This is a genomic window from Bacillus salitolerans, from assembly GCF_042680805.1.
Taxonomy (GTDB): Bacteria; Bacillota; Bacilli; order Bacillales; family SA4; genus Bacillus_CJ; species Bacillus_CJ salitolerans.
In genome coordinates this window covers 1-22,434 of sequence record NZ_JBHUEM010000018.1, presented here as the reverse complement: position 1 = coordinate 22,434, position 22,434 = coordinate 1, and the positions used below count along the sequence as shown (strand labels likewise).

Below are 22,434 nucleotides of genomic sequence, written 5' to 3'. Positions count from 1 at the left end.
AGACCATCATACACACTCTTCCATAAAAAAGGGAAGTCCTTAACTGGAAAAAAGTGTTGCATTTTATCAAGCAAAAACTGTGTCAACTCTTTCAAGCGGTCACACCATGATGTTTCATATACTTTTAATCAAACAGATTTATATAAATTGCTCAAAACAGAAGAATAATTTTGAAGGTACCCTTTTCGTGAGTATTATTAAGAAATTCTGGGATCAGTAGCGATTGGTCCTTTTGTTTTATCAAGAAGGAGTGTGAAAAGTTGGTTAATAATGGTAAAATAATTAATGAGGTGGGAGAAATTAAAAAAAATGTAAAGTTTCTTGGTATTGTTGTATTCGGATTGCTAGGGATAATATTAATGACTTATCTGTCTGAAAAACAAATAGAAAATCAAAGTTTAATAGAAAATAGAATGGAACAAGTTACTAAATTATTGCAAGAGAAATTAGAACACTATGACCCTGTTCTTGAGTCTTTTGTTGATCACGATTATATAAGTGTACTTTCTTCTAAAGTAAATTCAAAAGGTATATGTAGATTTGAAAGAGGATTAGCCAAAAATAAAGATCCTTTTGGAAGTTATGTTGTTATATATAATTTAAAAAATATGGAAGTACTTTCTAAAGAGTTAATAATCAGTAACAATAAATATTTAGATGAATGGAATACATTTATAAAAAAATAATTTTTAATGAGGAACTTGGATTTTATATGGTAAAAACTTATGTTAGCGGGGGATTGTATGAGTGAAATAGATGTAACTATGACTATTTATGTTATTTTTTTGATTGTAGCTACTTTTATAAGTTTTAAATATGGTTCGACTATGATTAGAAAAACGGGATTGTTCCTACCCCATGCATTAATTGCTGGTGCTATCAACTTAGCTTTAGGTTTGTTTGCAATAGTAGGATGGTATTTCTTCGCATGGAGTGTAAATGAATTTCTGTTCTTCGGAGGATTAGTGTTAGGCATAGGTTTATTAGTTGTGGGCGAAGCTGCTTTGATTACTATCTTATGTATAAAACGAAAGAAATGGATACAAATTTACAAATAAACCTTAATTAGAAGAACAGTGATTCTTCAAAAACAGAGCTAAACTTTAACAGCTTTAAGATGAAAGTAGGCGAATAGTTAAGCCTAGCTTCTTTCTCAATTTGTTTTGCTTTTCTTTTTCCTTTTCATGGACTTTAGAAGATAACCCCCTTTAAATTTCCGTGGCTCATAGGAAATTATAAATGCATATGGCTCATATTGCTCGATCATATTTATTAATTTTTCTTCCACACTTCTTTTTGTCAAAATTTGAAGTTGATAACGGACACTTTCTTTTCCCATTCCTTCGAATACCGTCACTCCGAACCCACTTTCACGCAAAGCTGAAACAAGCTCAATATTCATATTCATTAAGTTAACAGTGAGGGTTGTGTACCCTAAAGCCAATTTATTTTCAATATAACCACCTAAATATATACCGGCTGCAAATCCCGTAGCATAAACAAGCATCTCAGCTATACTTTGATCACCACTAAGGACAATGGATAAACCAAACACATAAATCAAGGCTTCCATAAATCCAAAAATAGAAGCAAGAATGCTCATATTCTTAACAACAAAAATAATTCGGAGGGATAATATCGGTACTAATATAATTTGTAATATAAAAATCAAAAGGATGCTAGGCAATGTAATCGTCCTTTCTTTAAGGATTAGTTCTCGTTAAATTTCAGAGTCCTTCTTTTAGCATTAACAAAAACTTCGAATTCATGAATAGTTGCCATCAGGGGTTTAAATACCGTCATATATATCCGATAAATCTCCCTTTCTCATTAGATAGTTAATTAAAAAATAGAAACATAAACATAATTCTCGCAAGCATGGGAAAGTGACCATTCTTATGAAACATCTATTAATGGTAAATAGAGCATAAGGATCGCCACGGTGGCGACTATGTACCAAGGAACAGGCACTGATCCAGCAGGAATATTTCCTAATTTGTTGAAATAATGAGCAGGAGTGATTTAGCAAAAAATGAAATTAGCCAAATTGATTAGCTACTTAAAATAGAAATATGTAAGGAGAATGAATGTGCTAGAAACTTTATCTATTATAGGGGACAGGTTCAATAAATTGAAGTTTACTTGGGGAGTAGGTGGTTCTCTTTTACTTAATTTTTATCAATTAATTGATAAACCTAATGATATTGATATTTTGGTTAGTGAAACGAATGCCATCCAATTAAATGAGGTTATATCGTTCATTGGAATATCAAAACAAGCAAAACGGTCTACACCTTTCCTTACAACGTATTTCACTAAATATAGTATCCAAAATATAGATATTGATATTATGGGTGGATTTGCGATACAGCACACAGAAGGTGTATATAAATTATCACTTAAATCGGAATCAATTGTGGCCCATAAGAAGATAAATGGAGTGGACATTCCTTTATGTTCACTAGAAGACTGGTATATCTTGTACTGTCTAATCCCTGGGAAACAAGAAAAAGCTGATCTTATTGAAAATCATTTGAAATCAAAAGGCATAACACATCCAAGATTGTTAGAAGAAGCTCTGCTGCAACCTTTACCATTTGATGTAAAAGAAAGGGTAGTAAACTTATTAATGCTAAAAAGGAGGAATAATTGAAAGTTATAAAACAAAATTATTAGAAATAAGGAGTAAGATATGTATAAAAACACTCTCCTATTGGCGATACTCACAATAGTTTTTTCAAGCGGTTGTGCCTTAAGTACTTCTAAAGAATTAGAATTAAATGAAATTCACATGAATAAACTTGTACACGGGATTACAGAACAAGAAATGACTTTAAAGAATGCAATCGAAAAATATTCTGATCATGTTGTTTTGGGAACTATTAATGCGTTTGAGAAATTAAATAATACAAGAGATGTTTACAAAGTTACCATTAGTGATTCAGTTCTAGGTGGTACACCAGAGGAAATATTAGTGTACACAGCTGAAAAAAATATTCTTGAAATGGATAAAGAGTACCTATTATTTTTAAAAGATTTCAGTTCTAATCTGTACGACCAAGATTTCTTTGTTTTAAATGAAGAATTTGTAATTAAAGTTGAGGAAGATGGAACATTAGCGAGATTAGTCGATGTTTTCAAAAAGACCTATGTACCACCTTTTGTTGAAGAGAAGTTCAATAACTATGGTGAGTTGAAAAAATATATACAAGCGAACTATAATAAAAAGAAAAAAATCAACAAACAATCTGTAGATAAGTTAAATGAAAAAGACCTGGTAGATAAAGCTGATCATATTGTTATCATCACTGTTACAGAAGTAACACCGGTAAATAATGGATTAGCAATAGTTGGATATCGTGTAAATAAGGCGTATAAAAATGGGAACTTAGTAAACGTACATTCTCTACTTTTACCAAACAGTGTTGAAGTAGGAAAAGAATATCTTATTTTCCTTCGTAATACGGAAGGGAGCGCTGTAACAATAACATCGAGACAAGGAAGTATTCTTGAGAAAGATAGTAAAGAATATGAAAAAATGCTTAAATTACTAAACTAAACTACATTCACCACAGTAAAAATGGCTGTGGTATTTTTAATTTTTGTAAACATAAAATTCTCCTTAGTCGTTAGCTTATCTATTGTTCTTACTTCTAACAATTAACCAGCAATAATCCGTAGTAAAGCTATTATTATTAGAAAGATATTAGGGTGAAGCTCTATAGAAGTGCCAGAATAATCTAATGTGCTCTAATCCACTAAGGGTTAGAGACTTTCATTTAAAGGGATTTACAATTGGAATATAGAATCCTTATAAAGGAATTTTATGGGAGGTAGAATGATGCGGAAAATAATAATTACCTTAATACTTACTGGAGCATTTTTACTTATCATTCAATTTACTGATAAGAATGATAATAAGAATACTCTACATCAAACAGAGATTAAGAATACTTCAACACCAAATTTAGAAAGTCATTCACCAAAGGAAATTGATGATGATACTAGTCTTGATTTACAATCTCTATTTAAAGAGTCAAGGTCAAAAGTTGAAAAAATGAAAAATATTGAGCAGCCATTAGAAGAGTGGCTTATTCTTTACATAGTAGCATCTAAAATAAATTCCACTCCAAATCAAAATGAAACTGATCCAGAATTATTATTAAAAGCACACCAATCAATGGAGCAATATAAAAAGGAAATAAACTATGCTGAAACGATTTATGGTATTGAAGTTATGAAAGATGAAATCCTAGATGAATTAAAGACCCTTAGTATTCAACAAGCTGTTTTATTTATGCTCTATGAAGCGTATGCAAATTCTATTGGAAAAGCGTTAGAGGATCTAGAAGATGATTCGGTTATATATGAGAGTATCCGAAGGGATATATCAAGAAAAAAGGTACTTATAAAAATCAAAGAGAAATATTCAATAAAAAATGATGATGATGCATATTCAAAGTACTTTGAAGAATTGTTAAAATATAACTAATGATGACCAAGTATCGAGGGAATAGGGGTTGAATAAAAGAATCTAGTTGAGAAAGTTATTGTTGTTGTGTTTTCTACACTTGGGAGTATTTACATAAAAATATCTTTACAAATGCTAATGACGTTGATATTATATTGGGTAATTTATATCATAATAATGAAAACGCGATGAAGAGAAGAGTAAATAAATTTATTCTTTACAGAGAGCTCCCTGATGCTGAAAAGGGGGTAAGAATTATTTATTGAACCAAGACTCTGAGCATTTACATTGGAATCTATTATGTAGAGCGATAATGTGACAGGAGCTCCTGTTATAGAGCTAGGGTATAAGTATTTTTCAATACCGTACCTGAAGAGGTTAATATGGAGACATATTAATAAACTGGGGTGGCACCACGATATAAAATCTCGTCCCCAAGGCTGAAATAGTCTTGGGGGTGGGATTTTTTTTATTGAATCAAAAAACAAAGCAAAATTATTGTTTAATGGAGGGATAAAAATGAACGAAGAGAAGATAGGGATTTTCAATAGTATTGAAAGGATTGTTGAGGAAGATGTAAGGAATGGTTCTTATAGAAGAACAGTTTGCACAAGGTTTCCCCCTGAGCCAAACGGTTATCTCCATATTGGAAGTGCCTATGCAATCAATATGAATTATATGATCGCCCAAAAATTCAAGGGGGAATTTAACCTCCGCTTTGATGATACCAATCCTCTAAAGGAAGAAAGTGAGTATGTCCATGCAATTATTGAAGATATGAATTGGTTAGGATATTCGCCTGCTAAAATATTCTATGGATCCGATTATTCGAATGAAATATTTAATGCGGCAATGAGTTTAATAAAAATGGGTAAAGCATTTGTTTGTGATTTATCACCTGAAGAAATGACGGAATACAGAGGGACTTTGACAGAGACTGGTAAAAAAAGTCCATTTAGAAATAGACCCGTTGAGGAAAACATTGAATTATTTTTAAAGATGAAAAAGGGTGAATTTCTGGCTGGTTCGAAGGTGTTAAGAGCTAAAATTGATATGGAATCGCCAAATATTAACTTAAGAGATCCTGTCTTATATAGAATTATTCACGCAAGTCATTATCGAACGGGTAAGGAATGGTGTATATATCCGATGTACGATTTTGCACACCCAATACAAGATGCCATGGAAGGGGTTACCCATTCATTATGTTCGATAGAATTCAAAGATCATCGACCTTTATACGAATGGGTATTAACAGAGCTAGGAATAAAGTACCCACCAAAACAAAGAGAATTTGGAAGAATTGATATATCTGGTGTTGTAACAAGTAAACGGTATTTGCGGGAGTTGGTTACAGAAAATTTAGTAGATGGATGGGATGATCCTAGATTACCAACTTTAAGAGGTCTCAGAAGAAGAGGCTTTACCCCTGAAAGTATTAAAATTTTTGTAAATGAAATTGGTTTTGTCAAACATCAGAGCACAGTTGATTTTACGATACTTGAAAGCATACTCCGAAATGAGCTAAAAACAAAAGTGAAAAGTATAATGGCTGTTTTAAATCCCTTGAAAGTAACGATTACAAATTATGATGAAAATAAGGCTGACCTTTTATCGATTGAAAATAATAGAGAGAATCCTGAACTAGGAAACAGGGAGGTGCCTTTTTCTAAAGTTATTTATATTGAAAAGGAAGACTTTATGGAAGTTCCAACTAAAGGGTATAAAAGACTGTCTCTACATTCGGAAGTTAGATTAAAAGGTGCCTACATTATTAAGTGTAATGAGGTAATAAAGGATGAGGGTACAGGAGAGGTTATTGAACTTCTATGTACGTATGATCCGATCACTAAAAGCGGAACAGGTTTTACAGCTAGAAAAGTAAAGGGAACTATTCATTGGGTTTCAGCTGAAGATTGTGTTTCAGTTAATGTAAATATATTCGATAAATTATTTCATAATGAAGAGATTGTGAAGGATACGCAAAAAACTTGGAATGAAAAGGTTAATCCAAGATCCATGATCGTTCTAGAGAATTGCAAAATAGAATCTTGTATTGTAAATATGAACAATGAGGATAGGTACCAATTTTTCCGACACGGTTATTTTTGTTTAGATAAATACTCAACAGACAAAAAGTTTATTTTCAATAGAATTGTCTCACTGAAGGATTCCTGGAAAGGAAAACAAAGCTAAAAGTAGGAAGGGATAGCTTTGTATAATTATGACTCTATTATAATGTGCAAAAATTGTCCTTAAAGAGTGAGTGGTAAGAAGCAACGAGGTCTTCAAGACTCGTTGCTTTTTCAGCTGCTTAAATATATATTGATTTTCTTGGTTTATCATTTTACTGAGCATGAATTCGGATCGTTTTACTTTTTTCATGACCCTATTTACTTTGAATTCAATGCTTATAAGCGATATTGTAGACTATGTTAATGGATTTGCAACATAGAAGTGGCATAAACCATCAGAATGGTTTGAAGGGTATTATATTCAACAAGAAAGTAATGAGAGGCAGTAATAGTTTTTTTTGCATTTGTCTCTCCCACATCCATCATTTTATTACTTCTGTAACATAATAAGTACGGATGGTACAGGTGTCTAATATAAGGGACAACAGTTAGAACAATATGCTCAATTTGCAAATAATGATGATTTAACTCTTTACTTCCTAAAAAAAATTTTTAAACACTAATCAAAAAATCGGCTCTAAATTTCCAACTATAGCTGTCACTAATTTTATTAACGGAGCCTTTATTGGGTTTTTAAACCTAAATATTTCCTAAAAGTGATATACTTATCGTAAACGCTTCAAGGGGAGAGTTATGAAAAATTATATTACCTTTTTCTTCATTATTCTGTTGCTCGTCTTATCCTCTTATATTCTGATTGAATATGTTCCATTTTTTAATTTTACTGGCTGGTTAGGGATGATCGTTATATTTCAATGGATTACTCAATACATTTTACCTTGGATAATTCTTTACTACTTAATACGTATCATAAGGAGAATTAAGTAGGTAATTGTTCTGCTTTAAGAAGGTGAAGTGCTAAGTATAATATGGATTTGGCTATATTGTTGGAATAGAAAGTTTCCAAACAAAGGGCGTCTAGAAACGATTGAACCAATACATTAACACAATACACTCAATGTTTTGGGAATGATTGCCATTTTTCTTGAAGGAGAATGCCATTTACAGTTTGAAGTAAAGATTACATGGGTATTATGGTGAAATATAGACGAAAATGGATGTTCTTTAAGGAGGTTGAATGTATGAGGTTAATTTCAGTTATTTTTATAGTTTTAATCATTTTATCAGGATGTTCGGCTAAACAATCTTTAGAAATGAAAAGTTTATCTGTCAATATTAATGATGATCGGTCAGGCGGAATGCGTATTACTTCTGGAGAAAAGGAAGGGGAATATATACAGCCTCTTACATTAAGTTATTATTTTGTGTTAAAAAACATAGGTGAAGAAACTCTGGGTGGAAAAGAAAACCTGAATGAAGAAACATATGAGTACGAAGATGGACTAAAAGTGTTCATTGAACCCAACGAGAAACTAATAGAAATTTCAAAAGATGTTATGGGGTTTAATATCTATAATGAAGAAGAAAGAAAGGAAGCAAAATTGGGCATGGGTAAAGTAAGTATCCCGGTTCTTGAACCAAATCAAGAAGGAGAATATCATATTGATTATGATTTAGGTGCATTAGAGGAAAATCCCGAAATAAGACTTGTACCATCAGATGAGCAATTAGATAAATTAGTAGAACATGCACGTGAAGCATCATTAGTAATTTATGTAGAAGATGAAGAAATTGGACGTTTTGAGCTTAATAATTTCAAATAAGTAAGTAAGAGGATTTTTGTTACTGTTCCTTAATAATTCAGTCATTTGATTTGAATAAACGTGGAAGCTTTTGCAAAGCTGCTTTTATTATGAACGGGAAAAAAGGTAAATATTTTGTAATTAAGGAGGAAAGATTGTAATTTTAATTATAAGGCTACTTTTCTCTTTACTTTTTTCCTTAGTTCTAGTTTCAATAGTAGTTTCCTGTTCAAATAACTAAACCTAGAGTTCTTTTATCCATTGATGTAGATAGAGACTTGATATAGATCATAGTACGGACCAGGTATGGATTTCGGTGAATGAAACAAATGATTTTCATGAGTTGAAAATCGGGAAAATAAAGGTCTGGATTAATGGAGAACTGTTAGAGTCAAATCCTCCTCAAGGAGGAGCAGCAAAGATTGAGATAGTATATTGAAGATTGATGAATACGGATTAGAATTGTCATTCCCTTCTTTAACTACTGGTGCCTTCTACAACAAGCTTATACGCTATATTTTAAGAGCTTAAAAAGTTAATTAAAATAAAGAATGGGCAGCACTGAATTATTTCAGGAACTGCCCATTTTATTCCTTAAGTACATTATACCATTTCCATCCAATTATTTTCAGTCTTTTATTTTATTCTAAAAGCATTAGTATTAGTTTTAGACATTTAAAGGTGTAAAGGAGAGGGAAATATGATAAGCGGTTATGCCACATATAAGGATACTGTCAATTACTTAGATAGGAATAGAATTGTTAACAGTGAAACGGAGTGGTTTTCTTTCTCACCAATTGCAATTGGAACTCACCTTGGTAATATGGATGAGACTGATTCAAGGCTTTATCAAACCTCCATTGAGTATGGATTAAAAAACGGAATAAACTATATTGACACAGCAATTAACTATCGGGGAATGAGGTCAGAACGTGATTTAGGGGTCGTATTATCACGTCTCATAAATGAAAAAAAGCTAATAAAACGAAGTGAGATTGTGATTTCTTCTAAAGCTGGTCTAATACCAGGAGATATTGATGCAAAGCTAATACCTACTGAATATTTACAAAAAATCCTACTGGAGGGGGGAATCATAAAACAATCTGATTTAAACATTGTCGAACACCATCGCCACGTTTTAGTCCCTTCCTATTATGAGTTTGCAATTGAAAAAAGTAAAATGCACCTTGGGCTTGATACTATAGACATCTACTACATTCACAATCCAGAGATATCTCTGAAGGTAGTAGGACCTGAAGTTTTTTATGAAAAATTAAAAATGTTATTTATATCTTTTGAAGAACAAGTAAGTAAAGGGAATATTCAATACTACGGGCTTGCAACATGGAGTGGGCTGTTGTGCAATCCTAGTGAAGCAGGATATATTTCACTAGAGAAAGTGGTCAATGTCTTAAAAGAAGCGATTGGTGATGATCATCATTTTAAGTTTATTCAATGCCCATATAATTCGTATATGGATGAAGCAAAAACACGTAAGAATCAAGAGGTTAATAGAGAATCATATTCTGTTTTAGAAGCTGCCCAAAAATTGGGTTTAACGGTTGTGACAAGTGCTCCATTTAATTTAGGTAAATTAATTCATGAAGGTGAAAATCCATATAAGATCCTGTTGTCAATATTACATGACCCCTTCATTCACTCAGTAATGGTTGGTATGAAAAATGTGGAGCATGTTATTAAAAATATGGAGCTGATTAGGAAATCTTCATCACCTATTGAATAAGCAATACGATCAGCTACTGTTGAATCTCTTGAAATTATTGAATGCTACAGTTAAAATAGCCCTGTGAAAATATGGTAGGTTGGACTAGAAATAAGAGGGACTACCCAAGGTCAGTTAATTGACTTTTTGGACAGTCCCTACTATTTCACCATTTGAACTGTGCAAATGTGTAGATAGTAATAGTAATGATTTAGGATCAGTTACGAATACGGTAAATGGAAGAGGAATTAAAATTCTAAAATAATTTATATTCCTTGAATTGATGGAACTAGTTATAGTTTCTAAAATATTCTCATTTCTATCTTTATCTTCAGGTTTTAATCAAGTTCCATTGTTCCTTTTGAACGTGACTGATATTCCGCAATTTTAAGTAGAGAAATGCTAATGGCAAAAAATACACAACCTAATAGCAACTCTTCACCTAAAAGAGGTAAAACATTCGAATAGTGCCCTTCGTTTAAGATGTCCTTCGTAAGCTGTACCCCTCTCGTTAAAGGTGTAAACTGACCTAGAAGCTGCAGCCAATCTGGCATACTCGATAATGGGTAGTTAGCGCCACTCACTAGTAGTAACAGGCTTGCCAGTAAATTGGACCAAAGGTGCATGGAAGGTGACCAGAGACAGAAGCTTCCAACTATAAGACCAAGCCCGCATGCTGAAAAGATAGAACACACCCAAATCAACAACAATAAGAGACTTGCTTCAAATGAGATCGTTAGCTGAAAGAGAAGGAGTCCAAACAATAGTCCAATAGCTGCCGTTACAAGCCCATTAATGACATGGGCAACAGATCTTGACAGAAATAAACTCACTTTATTGGTTGGTGTGCTCATTACAAGGTGAAGGGTTCCCATCCTTCTATCCGAAGTTATGACTGACATAATTCCAAATACTGCATTTAAAACACAAAGAAGTAAAGCATTTGCTGCAACATAGCCCAATAAATTTTCTCCCTTGTACACATAGTTGACTAAAGTGGAGAAGAAAAGTAGCTGACAGATAGGATTCAACACCATCACTAAAAAATATACCTTCGGATCAAGCCAGCCAAATAATGCTTTATAGGATAGAAAACTATGACGTATAAAACGTTGAACGGCTTCCATTCGTTAATAAACCCCCAATTTCCCACTAGTTCTGGCTTTTTTATCCATTAATTGGTAGCAAAAAATCCCAATGAAAATGTACAACAATGTAAGCAAAATAATGGCAGTAAAAGAGATCGTTACAGACTGCAATGATAGCGATTCAGTCGTCACGTCTCGTAATAATTGGATTGCCCATGTAGGTGGCAAGATGTATGAAATACCTTGGACCCAGTTTGGTAAATAGGAAATGGGAAACAAAAAACCACACACTAAATAGATTGGATACTCTATAAAATTCATTAGTGCTTCCGCTTGTCTAGAAAGTGTAAAAACAAGTGCTAAAAAGAACGAGAAAACAGACAATGCTAGTAATACAAAAACAAGTGCAATCACAAATAGCCAAGGGTGATAAAAGACAAGATCTAGTTGAAACACAATTTTTAAATAAATAAATGACAAAATCATCGATATAAGGCCCCATAACGTATTGGCAATAATTTTCCCTATTAAGGTACTTGCAAACGGTATAGGTGAGATAAAAATAATCTCAAGTGTTCCATAAAATCGTTCTCTGTTCACATCACTTGCAGATGAAAAAACAATGGAAGACCAAAGAGCCATAAAACCTGAACCTAATACGACATAGTGAAATAACGTTTCTGCCGAGTCTGTTCCATATATAAAAATGGCTATAGTTGAAAAGAAAAGGGGAGAAATCCAAATAATGAACTTAAACATGGGTCTTGCAATAGATAATTTCATATGAACAAGAATGGTATGAAGTAGGGACTTAGCTAATATCATGATACAAACTCTCCAATCGTTTTTACATATACATCTTCAAGTGTTGGATTGGATATCGTTAAATCCGTTATCACACAATTTTTCATCGAGTCGTAAATAAACGGTACAACAAGCTGAGGTTCATTTGTTTGTACACGTAAGACATATGTAAAATCATGATGATTCACTTGTATGTTGTGAATACTTTTGAGATTTTTTATAGTGTCTATTTGTGATTGTGATGCTCCTAAGAGCGTACATTCAATAATGGACAGGTTGTCTACTTTCTTCTTTAAATTAGATGGAGTATCAATTTCAATCAACTTACCTTTATTAATAAAGGCAATACGGTCACATAGTTCGTCTGCTTCAAACATGTAATGAGTGGTAAGTAAAATGGTTGTACCTTGCTTATTAAGATCCCGTAAAATTTCTCGAAGCTGTCTAGCACTAACAGGATCAAGTCCTATTGACGGCTCATCAAGAAACAAAATGTCGGGATTGTTTATAAGCCCTCTGGCAATTTGTAATCGTTGTTTCATTCCTTTTGAGAAGGTTTCAACCTTCTGATGGGCAACATCTTCTAGACCTACTAAGGTTAGTAAATCTATTATTCTCTTTTTCTTTATAGAGTTAGGGACTTTATATAAATCAGCAAAATAAGATAGATTGTCATAGGCAGATAGGCGCCAGTATAGGTTTCGTTCTCCTCCAAGTATAAAGTTAATTTTTGGTCGCAAAAGAATATGGTCTTTTGCAGGGTCAAGTCCTAAAATAGATACTTTACCTGAATGGGGAATCAGCATCGTTGACAGTATTTTAATCATGGTAGTCTTTCCAGCACCATTTGGTCCTAGTAATCCAAATATTTCTCCTCTCTTAACAGAAAATGAAACTCCATTTAAAGCATCTACCTTCCTTTTTTCTTTTTTGAATAGACCTACTTCTGTTGTGTAGGAACGAGTAACATTAGAAACTTCAATTACATGATCATTCATATAGACCCTCCAATATTAGATAATTATCTTATAAGATGATTATATTATAATAGATGGGGAAGTCAACCATCATTTTTTTTAAAATTGCCACAAAAAAAGCCTAATCCCTATGGTGGATTAGACGATTACTCTAAATTTATAAAGTCGTGTAATTGTTTTAACGTTGTTTCGGCATGTTCTTGATTATATGAAAAATATTTAATTGTACCTACCTTTTCTTCTTTCACAAAACCAGCTTTCTTCAAAAGTTCAAGGTGGTGTGAAACAGTTGCAGTTGTAATACCAAGGTATTCTGCAATTTTAGCACCGTATTCCTTTCTTCTTGCAAGCATTCTTAGGATGAGTATTCGATTTCGATCAGAAAGAGCCTTTAATTGCAGCTCAAGTTCTGCACTTTTTTCTCTAAAATCAACAAGTGGTGCATTCACGCCGTATATTACAATACAAATCTTCGAATCAAAAATACGGGTTCGATAAGTAGAGTAGAAGTAGGAAGGAATAAAGTAATACATTTCATATACACTTGTACGTCTGAACGTTTTTCCCATTAAATATTGTGCTAAAGCTAGAGGTTCCATTTCCATGGCCTTGACTTTTTCAATTGAGTGTTGGGCTAGTTTACTTATTTTCGTAAGTTCGTCCTGAAATGTATTAGATTGATGAACATTAATAAGAAGTGAATAAAGGCTTTCTCGAAAATTAGGTAAAGTTGTTACTATTTCTTCCATTTTTGCTTTCTGATCATCAGATTCCCACCAAATTGAATCCTCTGTGACCATTGTCTTTTGTGGATTCTCAATCAATTCGACAAGCAGCTTCTTAGGAATAGACTCTCCAAAAAAATGATACAAAAAATCAAAATCACTAAGAGTAGAAATCTCTTGGAGAAACAATTCTACTTCATGAAAATAGGGAAAAGGAATGAAGAAATTATAGAGAAATGTGAAACTCCAATCTGTATGTAATTCCAAATAACGTAGGAATTCAATTGATCTTGAATCAAGTTCCTTCTGTAATTGATTATATTTTGTGCCAAGCTCTTTATCTTTTTCTGAATTAAGTAAAGACGAAATAAACGAAATAGTCTCTACGACTGGTGAATGTAAATGCTCCACCACCACGTCTTGTGTTTTTGTACGGTTATTCCATTCTATTGCCATATCAACACCTCACTTCTTTCAATGTTTATTATAAGACAATCATCTAATAAAAGATACTTGTAAAAATATTTATCTTATATTATTAAATATATATATTTAACAAAGCCATACTACCATATCTGGAAAAACAAGACTGAAATTCTACACAAAATATTTAGGTAGGAGAAGCCATTACTTATGAATGAATTTACTATAGGACTAAAGGATGGGGAAACTATATAAATTATGAATAAGGAACTGTGATTGGACTTTTTCATAAAGATGTTTTGGTAGATTTACGTTTTATAAAGCTTTTATAAAATGAGGAATGAAATTTATCTTCTAATAATAAATATTTATCAGTAAAAATATTACTAAAATAAATAAATATTTATTGATAAACAATAAATAAATGTGATAAATTAACAATGGGATAGATAGGTGTTTTTTATGAAACTTTTTCTTATTGGAACTCCAGTTACGGCTTTTTATTGTCAGCCAGGAGACCATTTTGAATACCGAGGGTATGAAGACACCCAAAAACTAAGTCTTACTATATTCAGAAAAAACATTTTGGAGGCAAAATCATGAGAGCACTAAAACAATTCGTTCATTTTGGCTTTGAGCAGGCCTTATCTTGTTTGTTTCCTGTCGTTATTTTTGCTTCTCTGGCTTTTACACAAATCATAGCAATTCCCTTCATACCACGGTATGATTTTCTACTCATCATTTGCCTTCTAATGCAATGGTGGATGGTTCATTCTGGACTTGAAACACGGGATGAACTAAAGGTTATTACATTGTTCCACGTTATAGGACTTATTCTTGAACTTTTCAAGGTACATATGGGCTCCTGGTCTTATCCAGAGGAAGGATATTTCAAAATTTTTGGAGTGCCTTTATATAGCGGATTCATGTACGCTAGTGTAGCGAGTTATCTTTGCCAGGCGTGGAGGAGGTTTAAGGTTGAATTGGTTAGGTGGCCACCGTTTTTAGTTGTTGTACCTCTAGCAGCTGCGATTTATTTGAATTTCTTTACTCATCATTTTTGGATTGACGTCCGATGGTGGCTATCTGGACTTGTTATTATCGTCTTTTGGCAATCATGGGTTACATACGAGGTTAATGGAACTCGTTACCGTATGCCAATCGCACTATCTTTTGTACTCATCGGATTTTTTATATGGATAGCCGAAAATATCGCGACGTTCTTTGGAGCTTGGGAATATCCAAACCAAACCGAAGCTTGGAGTCTCGTTCATCTCGGGAAGGTAAGTTCATGGCTATTATTAGTAATTGTTAGCTTTCTTATAGTTGCGACATTAAAGCAGGTTAAAGGGAAAAATTACACTACGGTAGATACTAGTCACAGTTTATAATTGTTCTTGATAAAAAGTCGAATCCTTTACATAAAAAGGATTTCGACTTTATTAGTTTTTAGTTTGGTACTTCTGTGGAGACACTATTTTTCTTACGGATGAATTTTTCAAGAAGGTGATCGACCCTTATTTTTTTGAAGTAAGTAATTTAACAATGGAACTATTTAATAAAAGTTTAGTAAAATTCACTTTTGGTCTGGATATATTACGGGAATAACTAACTAAAACAACGCTGAGCAATTTATGCCTAATGAAACAATGTCCAGTGTTTTTTTAAGATGCGCAAATGTGAAATAACGAAAGGAGGATATGAAATGTATTGGTTCCTAAGAATTATTTTGGTAGTAACAATTACTCTAATCATTAATGGATGTAACATTAATGATGATAAAATTGTTTACAAAAAACAAAATCAAGGAAATGCACAAAAGAAAAATGATAATGTTGAACTGATTTTGAGTGAAAAGACGTTTCCATCTAACTACGATGATGTAGTATTTCAAAGAAAAGAAGTCCCTTTACATGGTTACATTGTTTTAAAAGTTACAGATAAGCTCAATTACATAAATACATCGAACTTGTTCAAATTTAATCAAGAAATTGCAGAAGTAAATTTTGAAGATCATCATGTTTTCTTTATAGGAGTTACAGAATCAGGAAGTTGTCCATATTTATTTGAGGAGATAAATATATCTATTAAAAGGAAAAATATGTATTTTGAGCTTTATGAACATGATATTCCGTGTACTGCTGACGCAACCCCAAGGACATTTGTTTTTAAAGTTGATAAAGATGTATCAGACCAAATTAACAATGTTATTATTAGACAAAGCAAAGTTGAAACAACGATTCCATTAAAGGAATAACGTTTAAGTTTGAGTGGTATGAAATATCTTTGCCGAGGTTGCTAAAATGCTTCGGTTGTCAACCAAAACATTCCTATAAATGGAATAGGATTCGTAGCCTGATGTATGATTCGATTAGTTTTTACGAAAAAATTGAGGATTTCAATTTTTTGTGATGATTAGATAGAAAAATTAATAATCCAACCATTTTCACCATAATCCAACTCTATTACAAATAAGCGAAGAACTGTTGAGAACTGGTCAGTAGAAATAGCACAATTGGTAAACTTTTTAGCAACCCTATTTGGTTTGGTTAATAACAAAGGCTTTCTGCCGCAGAGAAAACCACCCGTTCACTTACGGGTGGATTTTTTTTAACTAAAGATTAAAGATACTAAGCTAATGCTGTATCTTTATGAAATATGAAAAATCTCGGTAAACTACTCACATTAGCTTTCTTCACTTAGCCAAGTTGGTAAAAAGTCCCTACATCCAATTGTAAAACATAGATTGATCTTTTATCTTTTTCTTACCAAACTGGAAAAAGTACCAAAGCCAATATAGACAAAGATATACAAAGAAACAAAAGAAGAATCACATGAGGTACCCTATATACGATAATTAATAAAACTAGGAAAAATATTGAAGCTGAATTACTCAGATGGATAATCAGTAAAGCAATCCAATCCATGTTACCGGTATGATACAAGATGAAGTTCAAGAAAGAAAGCAAGATCAGCGAAAGCCCGCCAGATACATACCATAATGATTCTTTTGAGAGCCGTTCATAAAAAAAAGGTGCGACAGCAATGTGAATGATCCCAAAGAAAAAAATAATTGAAGTAATAAGTAAATACATTATTAAAATATATTTCATTGCATTCACCCTTGTTTTATCTTTTTCAGGTGTCTAACAGCATTATTTATCACATATTTCGCATCACTTCCAACGCCTCGCAAAGTAGCAGAAGATATTGATCTTTGTCCCGATATTCCAACATAGTAAAGTCCAGGGACATTTAGACTTATACCAGCTCTTTGGATAGTTTTTCCACTCGGCTCTAGTGCACCTATACGAGATAAATATGAAAAGTTCGAGCGGTATCCAGTGGCAAGGATAATGCGATCCACTTCCTCTTTCATACCGTCGTTCCATTGAACTCCGTCTCTAGTCAAATGAGAAAACATGGGTCTCCAATCCGGCATTCCAGCTTGAAATGCTTCTTTATATCCACTGATGTCAATAGCCGTCCTAGGTTCAGATAACCTTATCCAATGACCAAGTGGAAGCTTATCCAGGCCTGATAATCTGGCCCATACGTGGATATCTTGGCCGAGTATACTGTGAGGAATAAGGTTGATTGGTTTTCTGCTCGTCAAAGTAACATCTGCTATTCTGGATATTTCTACTCCGATTTGGACCGCTGAATTTCGTCCACCGACAATAACGATACGCTCTCCTTCAAATGGAGTGGCATCGTGATACTCGCTTGAATGATTAATAGGTTTACAAAATATCTCTTGTCCCGATATATATGGACGATTTGGAGAGCTAAAAGATCCGGTCGCACTAATTAGGGAGAAAGCTTGGTATGATCCGGTTTCTGTAAAAACTGTAAAGATATCGCCGTCTTTAATTACACGATTAACTCGTGTACCAACTTTAACAGGGAGTTCAAAGTACGCGGCATATTCTTTTAGGTAGGAAATGACGTCTTCTTTAGTCGGATAAGTATTCGGAGGTGCAGGGAATTTCATCCCTGGCAGTGAGGAGTAACCTGCTGGTGAGAACAATTTTAGACTATTGTAATAGAAAGGCCATGACCCTACAGGTTGAGTATTTCCTTCCAAGATCAGAAATGAAAGTCCCTTCATTTTCAGATGATATCCAGTTGCAGGTCCGGCTTGCCCAGCTCCTATTACAAGAGCATCGTATATCATAATTTTCACCCCATCATTAATTAAATTAGTTTAAACTTATTTACATAACGGATAAAAGAATACAGATTAATCTGTATATGGACAACAACCTTCTATCGAATCTGCTAATGTACGTAGTGCAGTAACCACTTGTCTTCTGTTGAGTTCATAAAATACTTCTTGACCTTTCTTGTTACTAGATAACGCTCCAGCATCCTTTAGGACCTTCAAATGATGGGAAATTGCGGGACGGCTAAGAGCAAAATGTGCTGTAATATCTGTTACATTCATTCGACCATGTTGACCTATTAAGAATATCAATTGTGTTCTTATGGGATCGCTGACTGCATCCAATAGTCGTAAAATTTCTTCTTGATTATCCATAACTTTCTCCTTTATTTTCATTAGAATAAATAGGTTTAAACATTTTTACATATTGTAAAGTATAAATAACTAACAATCTAAAGTCAATGCAAGTCTTTCATGTAGAATAGCAGAACTGAACGAGTAGTAAAAAAATTGCTTAATTGATATACCAAAGTTCCATAACAGTAAAAGTTGTTTGGTCAATCTGAAAATGTAGGTTTAGTGCTGGTTTTTCTATTATTTAGGAAGTATTGTATATGATAATGAGAACTCTATATATGTTTTTCATGGGAAAAATGAAACTTTTTATCTCTAAAAGCGTATTAACAATATATGGATAAAGAAAAAATGGAATTAATCATTCAGAACAGAATCATCAAATTCATGTAGCAATAATACCGTTTGCTTCACACTTAGTACACAGAGAGCAACCTGAAATATACTCAAGAATACTAGAAGAGCTTATTGATATGTATAGATAAATAGGATGGTTATTTAATACTGATAATGGACTTATTAAAAGGGCAAAAATAAATGTAGTAGAAATAATAAAAGTAATATTGGGAGGAAACTCAACTAATGTTTATTGTAAATGTTGAAGGTGCGATATGGAATAATGATAAGTGGCTAATTATTGAACGAAGTAAAAAAGAGGAACACGCAGGCGGTTTGCTTTCTCTTGTTGGTGGTAAGGTGGATATGGAAGGAAATACCTCAGATATTTTGGAAAGAACGCTAAGGCGTGAGATATTTGAAGAAGTCGGTGTAAAAGTAAAAGACAAATTGGATTATGTCCACAGTACATCTTTTGTAACTGATAAGAGTGAACATGTAGTTGATATCGTTTTTCTTTGTGAACTTGAATCTGGTGAGGCGTTTCCTAAAAGCCCAGAAGAAGTAGAGCATGTATTATGGCTCACTTCAGAAGAAGTACTTAGTCATCCCAAAACACCTATTTACTTAAAAGAATCTATAAAACTGGCTGAGATGCTAAAGTCAAAAGAATAGACTCATGATAAAAAATAATAGAATGTCTCAATAAAAAACACTTTGTAATCAGTCATTATGAGTCAGTGGGACAGAGCTATCCGACAATTATTAAAGGTTGATTAAGTAATATCTCCTATAAATGAACGGAAGTGAGGATGTTATTTAGTTCTAGAAGAGATAAAAATTTTATTTAATGGATTAAGTAATTGTTTTTATTTATGAGAAAGAGGCTTTAACACCAACAAAGGATCGTTAGTAACTGATATAGCAAGAGTTATATTCATTATTAAATATGAAATGAGCCTAAATAAGTTTTGGATGGGGAGTTGAGTTGTTTATGATTCGTGAAGCAGAAAGATTCGATAAAGAGCAAATTTCAGAACTCTATCGAATGCTAGTACCAAATAGTAAGAAAAGAAACGTTCTTGAGGAACAAATTGATAAAATAAGAATGGACCCAAACAACTTTTTGTTGGTTTACGATGAAGAGGGAGAAATACTAGGGACACTTACATTGAACATATGTCTACAAGCCCTGCATGGAAAAAGTCCTTATGGAGTAGTAGAAAACATTATTGTTCATGAAAATCATCGAAATGACAAAGTGGGACATAAACTATTACAATATGTAGAGGAATATTGTAAATCAATAGATTGCCATAGGATTATGCTATTAAGTGATTCGAAACGGCAATGAGCTCATCAGTTTTTCGAAAGGGAAGGATATGATGGTACTGTAAGTAAGGGATTTAAGAAATATTTAAAATGAACTTTTAGAAACACTAATTGATTATGGCAAGTAAATTATTGGAAGAGTAATGCGTTCTTAATTGGAGAAAGATCCCCAATAGGGATTTGAAACTAGTGTAGAAATAAATAGAAAGAAGTGATGTTGTGAAGATTAAAACTTTAAATCAAAATAAGAGTAGTTGGAATAAGGTAGCTCATCATTTTATTGGAAAGGATGCATTGCCAAGTTACGGTCCATATACCCAAACAGAGGATGAACTAAAACTTTTTGATGAAATTAAAGGCAAGAAAGTAATGGATATAGGGTGTGGAAGTGGGCATTCTTTAAAGTATATGTTTGAAAAAGGGGCTTGTGAATTATGGGGTGTTGACTTGTCAGAAACTCAAATAAAGACAGCAAGTGAAACTCTAAAAGATTCACTTGCCCATTTATACTGTTCACCAATGGAACAGGACATTGGATTGCCTAAATCATACTTTGATATTGTGTATTCAATTTATGCCATTGGTTGGACTACAGACTTATCATCTACTCTAAAATTGATACATTCTTACTTAAAGCCAGGGGGAAGCTTTATTTTTAGTTGGGACCATCCCTTGTACGTTCACATTAAAAGTCAAGATGGACAATTGTATCTGGATGGATCCTATCAGGACGAAGGAACAATCGTGTACCCAAATTTTAAAGGTGAGGAAGCTCCCATGGTAATCCCGAAAAGGAAAATGAGTACCTACATAAATGAATTGATAAAGGCAGGATTTACGATTGATTCTGTAATAGAAAGTGATGTATCGGCTAGTTATGATAATAAAAATGAAGACATAACAGACCGTTATTATTCTTTACATAAAGCGAAAAGATTTCCTACGACAATGATTATTAAAGCCATTAAATACTAATTAATAATATTATATTAGGGTAGGAATCAAGGAGCAGCTGGTATATTTTCTTTATGTAGTGACAGGTGTGTAAAGAAAATGAAAGATACCTAAACAAAGGAAATAACAATGTTCAAGGGGTCGAAAGAGATCCTTCTAAGATAAGATTTCTTTCGGTAAATATGAATCGTATTTTACATTATTGGACTACCATGAACATATATTTCTCTTTTTTATTGATAAATGAAAACATTATAGAGATCCCATCTATTCGCTTGAAAATGAGAGAGTCAAAAGATAGATGCATTGATTAATGGATGGGGGTAACTTGAACAAATCTACGCTGATCAGTAAAATTATCATTCATTGTTTCAGTGACGATATTTCTAGAGCATGGAAGGTGAATAGCTTTTATCTGGGAGAAACTGGCTTACTTACTCTCCTCCTGCATCATCTCCATCAAAATCATCTTGGTCACCACCATCATCCTTAAAATCCTCTCCCAAAAAATCATTTATCTTATCTAATATTGTATTCTTATCATCTGTTTTTTCATCAAAATGATTGTAAGTTGATGGGTTCATAAATGAATGAAATGTAAGAACTTGTATTGATTTACCTTTGTTCTTTCCAAAATATGAGATTAAGATCGATAATAATATGAATCCAATAATAATTAGTAGAATAAGGATAATAATCTTCATTGATTGTCCCCCCTATTTGAATAGATCTGTACAAACCTATAAATATACATAATATGGGGATTTAGAACCGATAATGAGGAAATCATTGAATAGAAATATGTGGATCAGCTATGGCTAATTCTTTTCTATATCGTACTTGAACTCTATGGTATTAAAATAAGAAAAGACATTTTTTAATAACCGGTGATAGAACAGAACTTTATTATAGTCAGCAAAAATGAATAGTTAAACTTTTAAAGCATTTCTATGATTTTTGGAATGCTTTTTGTTTGTGAAAAAACAACAAAAAAATTAAAGTAATTAATAATTTTTTATTGTTAAACGATAAATACTGTGGTAAATTCAAATTATAAAAAATAGTAAGTAACTAATTGTGACCGTCAAGTAGAATGACACAAATTCTGCTTATTAATTTGAAACACTTTGTTGCTCAAAAATCGTTGATCTATGTTTCATTCTCCAACTATCTTCATTTAAATGAATGATCTCCACACGGTGAAGGATTCTATCTAAAATAGCGGTTGTAATAGCTTGATCTCC

23 protein-coding genes and 1 other annotated feature are annotated in these 22,434 nt (G+C 32.8%); of the genes, 14 read left to right on the top strand and 9 right to left on the bottom strand.

Annotated elements, in window-relative coordinates:
* The first annotated feature begins 260 nt into the window (after positions 1 to 260).
* On the top strand, positions 261 to 686 hold the full coding sequence (locus ACFSCX_RS11580; protein WP_377928393.1) for a hypothetical protein: 426 nt from the start codon (positions 261 to 263) through the stop codon (positions 684 to 686).
* A 57-nt stretch (positions 687 to 743) separates the two neighbouring features.
* Positions 744 to 1,058 (top strand): hypothetical protein, encoded by a 315-nt coding sequence (locus ACFSCX_RS11575; RefSeq protein ID WP_377928392.1) that lies wholly within the window; start codon positions 744 to 746, stop codon positions 1,056 to 1,058.
* A gap of 95 nt (positions 1,059 to 1,153) precedes the next feature.
* On the opposite strand, the gene ACFSCX_RS11570 is transcribed toward ACFSCX_RS11575, so the two are convergent.
* Positions 1,154 to 1,687 carry a DUF2179 domain-containing protein gene (locus ACFSCX_RS11570; RefSeq protein WP_377928391.1) on the bottom strand — a complete coding sequence of 178 codons (534 nt, stop codon included), beginning with the start codon at positions 1,685 to 1,687 and terminating at the stop codon, positions 1,154 to 1,156.
* Positions 1,688 to 2,083: 396 nt separating this feature from the next.
* Here ACFSCX_RS11570 and ACFSCX_RS11565 point away from each other — a divergent pair, with 396 nt between their 5' ends.
* The 7 genes from ACFSCX_RS11565 to ACFSCX_RS11535 all read left to right on the top strand — a co-directional run bounded on the left by ACFSCX_RS11565 (position 2,084) and on the right by ACFSCX_RS11535 (position 10,053).
* Positions 2,084 to 2,653, top strand: coding sequence for a nucleotidyltransferase family protein (locus tag ACFSCX_RS11565; RefSeq protein ID WP_377928390.1), 570 nt, complete (start codon positions 2,084 to 2,086; stop codon positions 2,651 to 2,653).
* Between the two features lie 39 nt (positions 2,654 to 2,692).
* Entirely contained in the window at positions 2,693 to 3,559 is an 867-nt protein-coding gene (locus ACFSCX_RS11560; RefSeq protein WP_377928389.1) for a hypothetical protein, read from the top strand.
* Positions 3,560 to 3,841: 282 nt separating this feature from the next.
* The gene (locus ACFSCX_RS11555; protein ID WP_377928388.1) at positions 3,842 to 4,492 is read left to right on the top strand and encodes a hypothetical protein; all 651 of its coding nucleotides are present in this window, start codon (positions 3,842 to 3,844) and stop codon (positions 4,490 to 4,492) included.
* Positions 4,493 to 4,650: 158 nt separating this feature from the next.
* Positions 4,651 to 4,910: a binding site (T-box leader), on the top strand.
* Positions 4,911 to 4,990: 80 nt separating this feature from the next.
* Positions 4,991 to 6,667 (top strand): glutamine--tRNA ligase/YqeY domain fusion protein, encoded by a 1,677-nt coding sequence (locus ACFSCX_RS11550; RefSeq protein WP_377928387.1) that lies wholly within the window; start codon positions 4,991 to 4,993, stop codon positions 6,665 to 6,667.
* 1,081 nt (positions 6,668 to 7,748) lie between these two features.
* Positions 7,749 to 8,330, top strand: a complete 582-nt coding sequence (locus ACFSCX_RS11545) for a hypothetical protein (protein WP_377928386.1) — start codon at positions 7,749 to 7,751, stop codon at positions 8,328 to 8,330.
* A gap of 262 nt (positions 8,331 to 8,592) precedes the next feature.
* A complete protein-coding gene (locus ACFSCX_RS11540) occupies positions 8,593 to 8,748 on the top strand; it encodes a DUF3221 domain-containing protein (protein WP_377928395.1) in 156 nt (51 codons plus the stop codon).
* Positions 8,749 to 9,009: 261 nt separating this feature from the next.
* On the top strand, positions 9,010 to 10,053 hold the full coding sequence (locus ACFSCX_RS11535; protein WP_377928385.1) for an aldo/keto reductase: 1,044 nt from the start codon (positions 9,010 to 9,012) through the stop codon (positions 10,051 to 10,053).
* A 317-nt stretch (positions 10,054 to 10,370) separates the two neighbouring features.
* On the opposite strand, the gene ACFSCX_RS11530 is transcribed toward ACFSCX_RS11535, so the two are convergent.
* From ACFSCX_RS11530 to ACFSCX_RS11515, 4 genes are all read right to left on the bottom strand, one after another.
* Positions 10,371 to 11,159 (bottom strand): ABC transporter permease, encoded by a 789-nt coding sequence (locus ACFSCX_RS11530; protein ID WP_377928384.1) that lies wholly within the window; start codon positions 11,157 to 11,159, stop codon positions 10,371 to 10,373.
* A 3-nt stretch (positions 11,160 to 11,162) separates the two neighbouring features.
* On the bottom strand, positions 11,163 to 11,945 hold the full coding sequence (locus tag ACFSCX_RS11525; protein ID WP_377928383.1) for an ABC transporter permease: 783 nt from the start codon (positions 11,943 to 11,945) through the stop codon (positions 11,163 to 11,165).
* Entirely contained in the window at positions 11,942 to 12,922 is a 981-nt protein-coding gene (locus tag ACFSCX_RS11520) for an ABC transporter ATP-binding protein (protein ID WP_377928382.1), read from the bottom strand. Before ACFSCX_RS11520 ends, ACFSCX_RS11525 begins: the two co-directional genes overlap by 4 nt.
* A gap of 125 nt (positions 12,923 to 13,047) precedes the next feature.
* Complete coding sequence (locus tag ACFSCX_RS11515; protein ID WP_377928381.1) at positions 13,048 to 14,082, bottom strand: ArsR/SmtB family transcription factor; 1,035 nt, start codon at positions 14,080 to 14,082, stop codon at positions 13,048 to 13,050.
* 566 nt (positions 14,083 to 14,648) lie between these two features.
* On the opposite strand from ACFSCX_RS11515, the gene ACFSCX_RS11510 reads away from it, so the two are divergent.
* Positions 14,649 to 15,440 carry a DUF817 domain-containing protein gene (locus ACFSCX_RS11510; RefSeq protein ID WP_377928380.1) on the top strand — a complete coding sequence of 264 codons (792 nt, stop codon included), beginning with the start codon at positions 14,649 to 14,651 and terminating at the stop codon, positions 15,438 to 15,440.
* 314 nt (positions 15,441 to 15,754) lie between these two features.
* Positions 15,755 to 16,306 carry a hypothetical protein gene (locus ACFSCX_RS11505; protein ID WP_377928379.1) on the top strand — a complete coding sequence of 184 codons (552 nt, stop codon included), beginning with the start codon at positions 15,755 to 15,757 and terminating at the stop codon, positions 16,304 to 16,306.
* Between the two features lie 861 nt (positions 16,307 to 17,167).
* On the opposite strand, the gene ACFSCX_RS11500 is transcribed toward ACFSCX_RS11505, so the two are convergent.
* On the bottom strand, positions 17,168 to 18,226 hold the full coding sequence (locus ACFSCX_RS11500) for a flavin-containing monooxygenase (protein ID WP_377928378.1): 1,059 nt from the start codon (positions 18,224 to 18,226) through the stop codon (positions 17,168 to 17,170).
* 66 nt (positions 18,227 to 18,292) lie between these two features.
* Positions 18,293 to 18,589 (bottom strand): ArsR/SmtB family transcription factor, encoded by a 297-nt coding sequence (locus ACFSCX_RS11495; RefSeq protein WP_377928377.1) that lies wholly within the window; start codon positions 18,587 to 18,589, stop codon positions 18,293 to 18,295.
* 561 nt (positions 18,590 to 19,150) lie between these two features.
* On the opposite strand from ACFSCX_RS11495, the gene ACFSCX_RS11490 reads away from it, so the two are divergent.
* The 3 genes from ACFSCX_RS11490 to ACFSCX_RS11480 all read left to right on the top strand — a co-directional run bounded on the left by ACFSCX_RS11490 (position 19,151) and on the right by ACFSCX_RS11480 (position 21,211).
* The gene (locus tag ACFSCX_RS11490) at positions 19,151 to 19,579 is read left to right on the top strand and encodes an NUDIX hydrolase (protein ID WP_377928376.1); all 429 of its coding nucleotides are present in this window, start codon (positions 19,151 to 19,153) and stop codon (positions 19,577 to 19,579) included.
* Positions 19,580 to 19,898: 319 nt separating this feature from the next.
* On the top strand, positions 19,899 to 20,258 hold the full coding sequence (locus ACFSCX_RS11485) for a GNAT family N-acetyltransferase (RefSeq protein ID WP_377928374.1): 360 nt from the start codon (positions 19,899 to 19,901) through the stop codon (positions 20,256 to 20,258).
* Positions 20,259 to 20,455: 197 nt separating this feature from the next.
* Positions 20,456 to 21,211 (top strand): class I SAM-dependent methyltransferase, encoded by a 756-nt coding sequence (locus tag ACFSCX_RS11480; RefSeq protein WP_377928373.1) that lies wholly within the window; start codon positions 20,456 to 20,458, stop codon positions 21,209 to 21,211.
* A 413-nt stretch (positions 21,212 to 21,624) separates the two neighbouring features.
* On the opposite strand, the gene ACFSCX_RS11475 is transcribed toward ACFSCX_RS11480, so the two are convergent.
* Entirely contained in the window at positions 21,625 to 21,894 is a 270-nt protein-coding gene (locus ACFSCX_RS11475; RefSeq protein WP_377928372.1) for a hypothetical protein, read from the bottom strand.
* Between the two features lie 408 nt (positions 21,895 to 22,302).
* Positions 22,303 to 22,434 (bottom strand): ATP-binding protein (locus ACFSCX_RS11470; protein ID WP_377928394.1); only part of this gene is annotated, 132 nt, incomplete at its 5' end.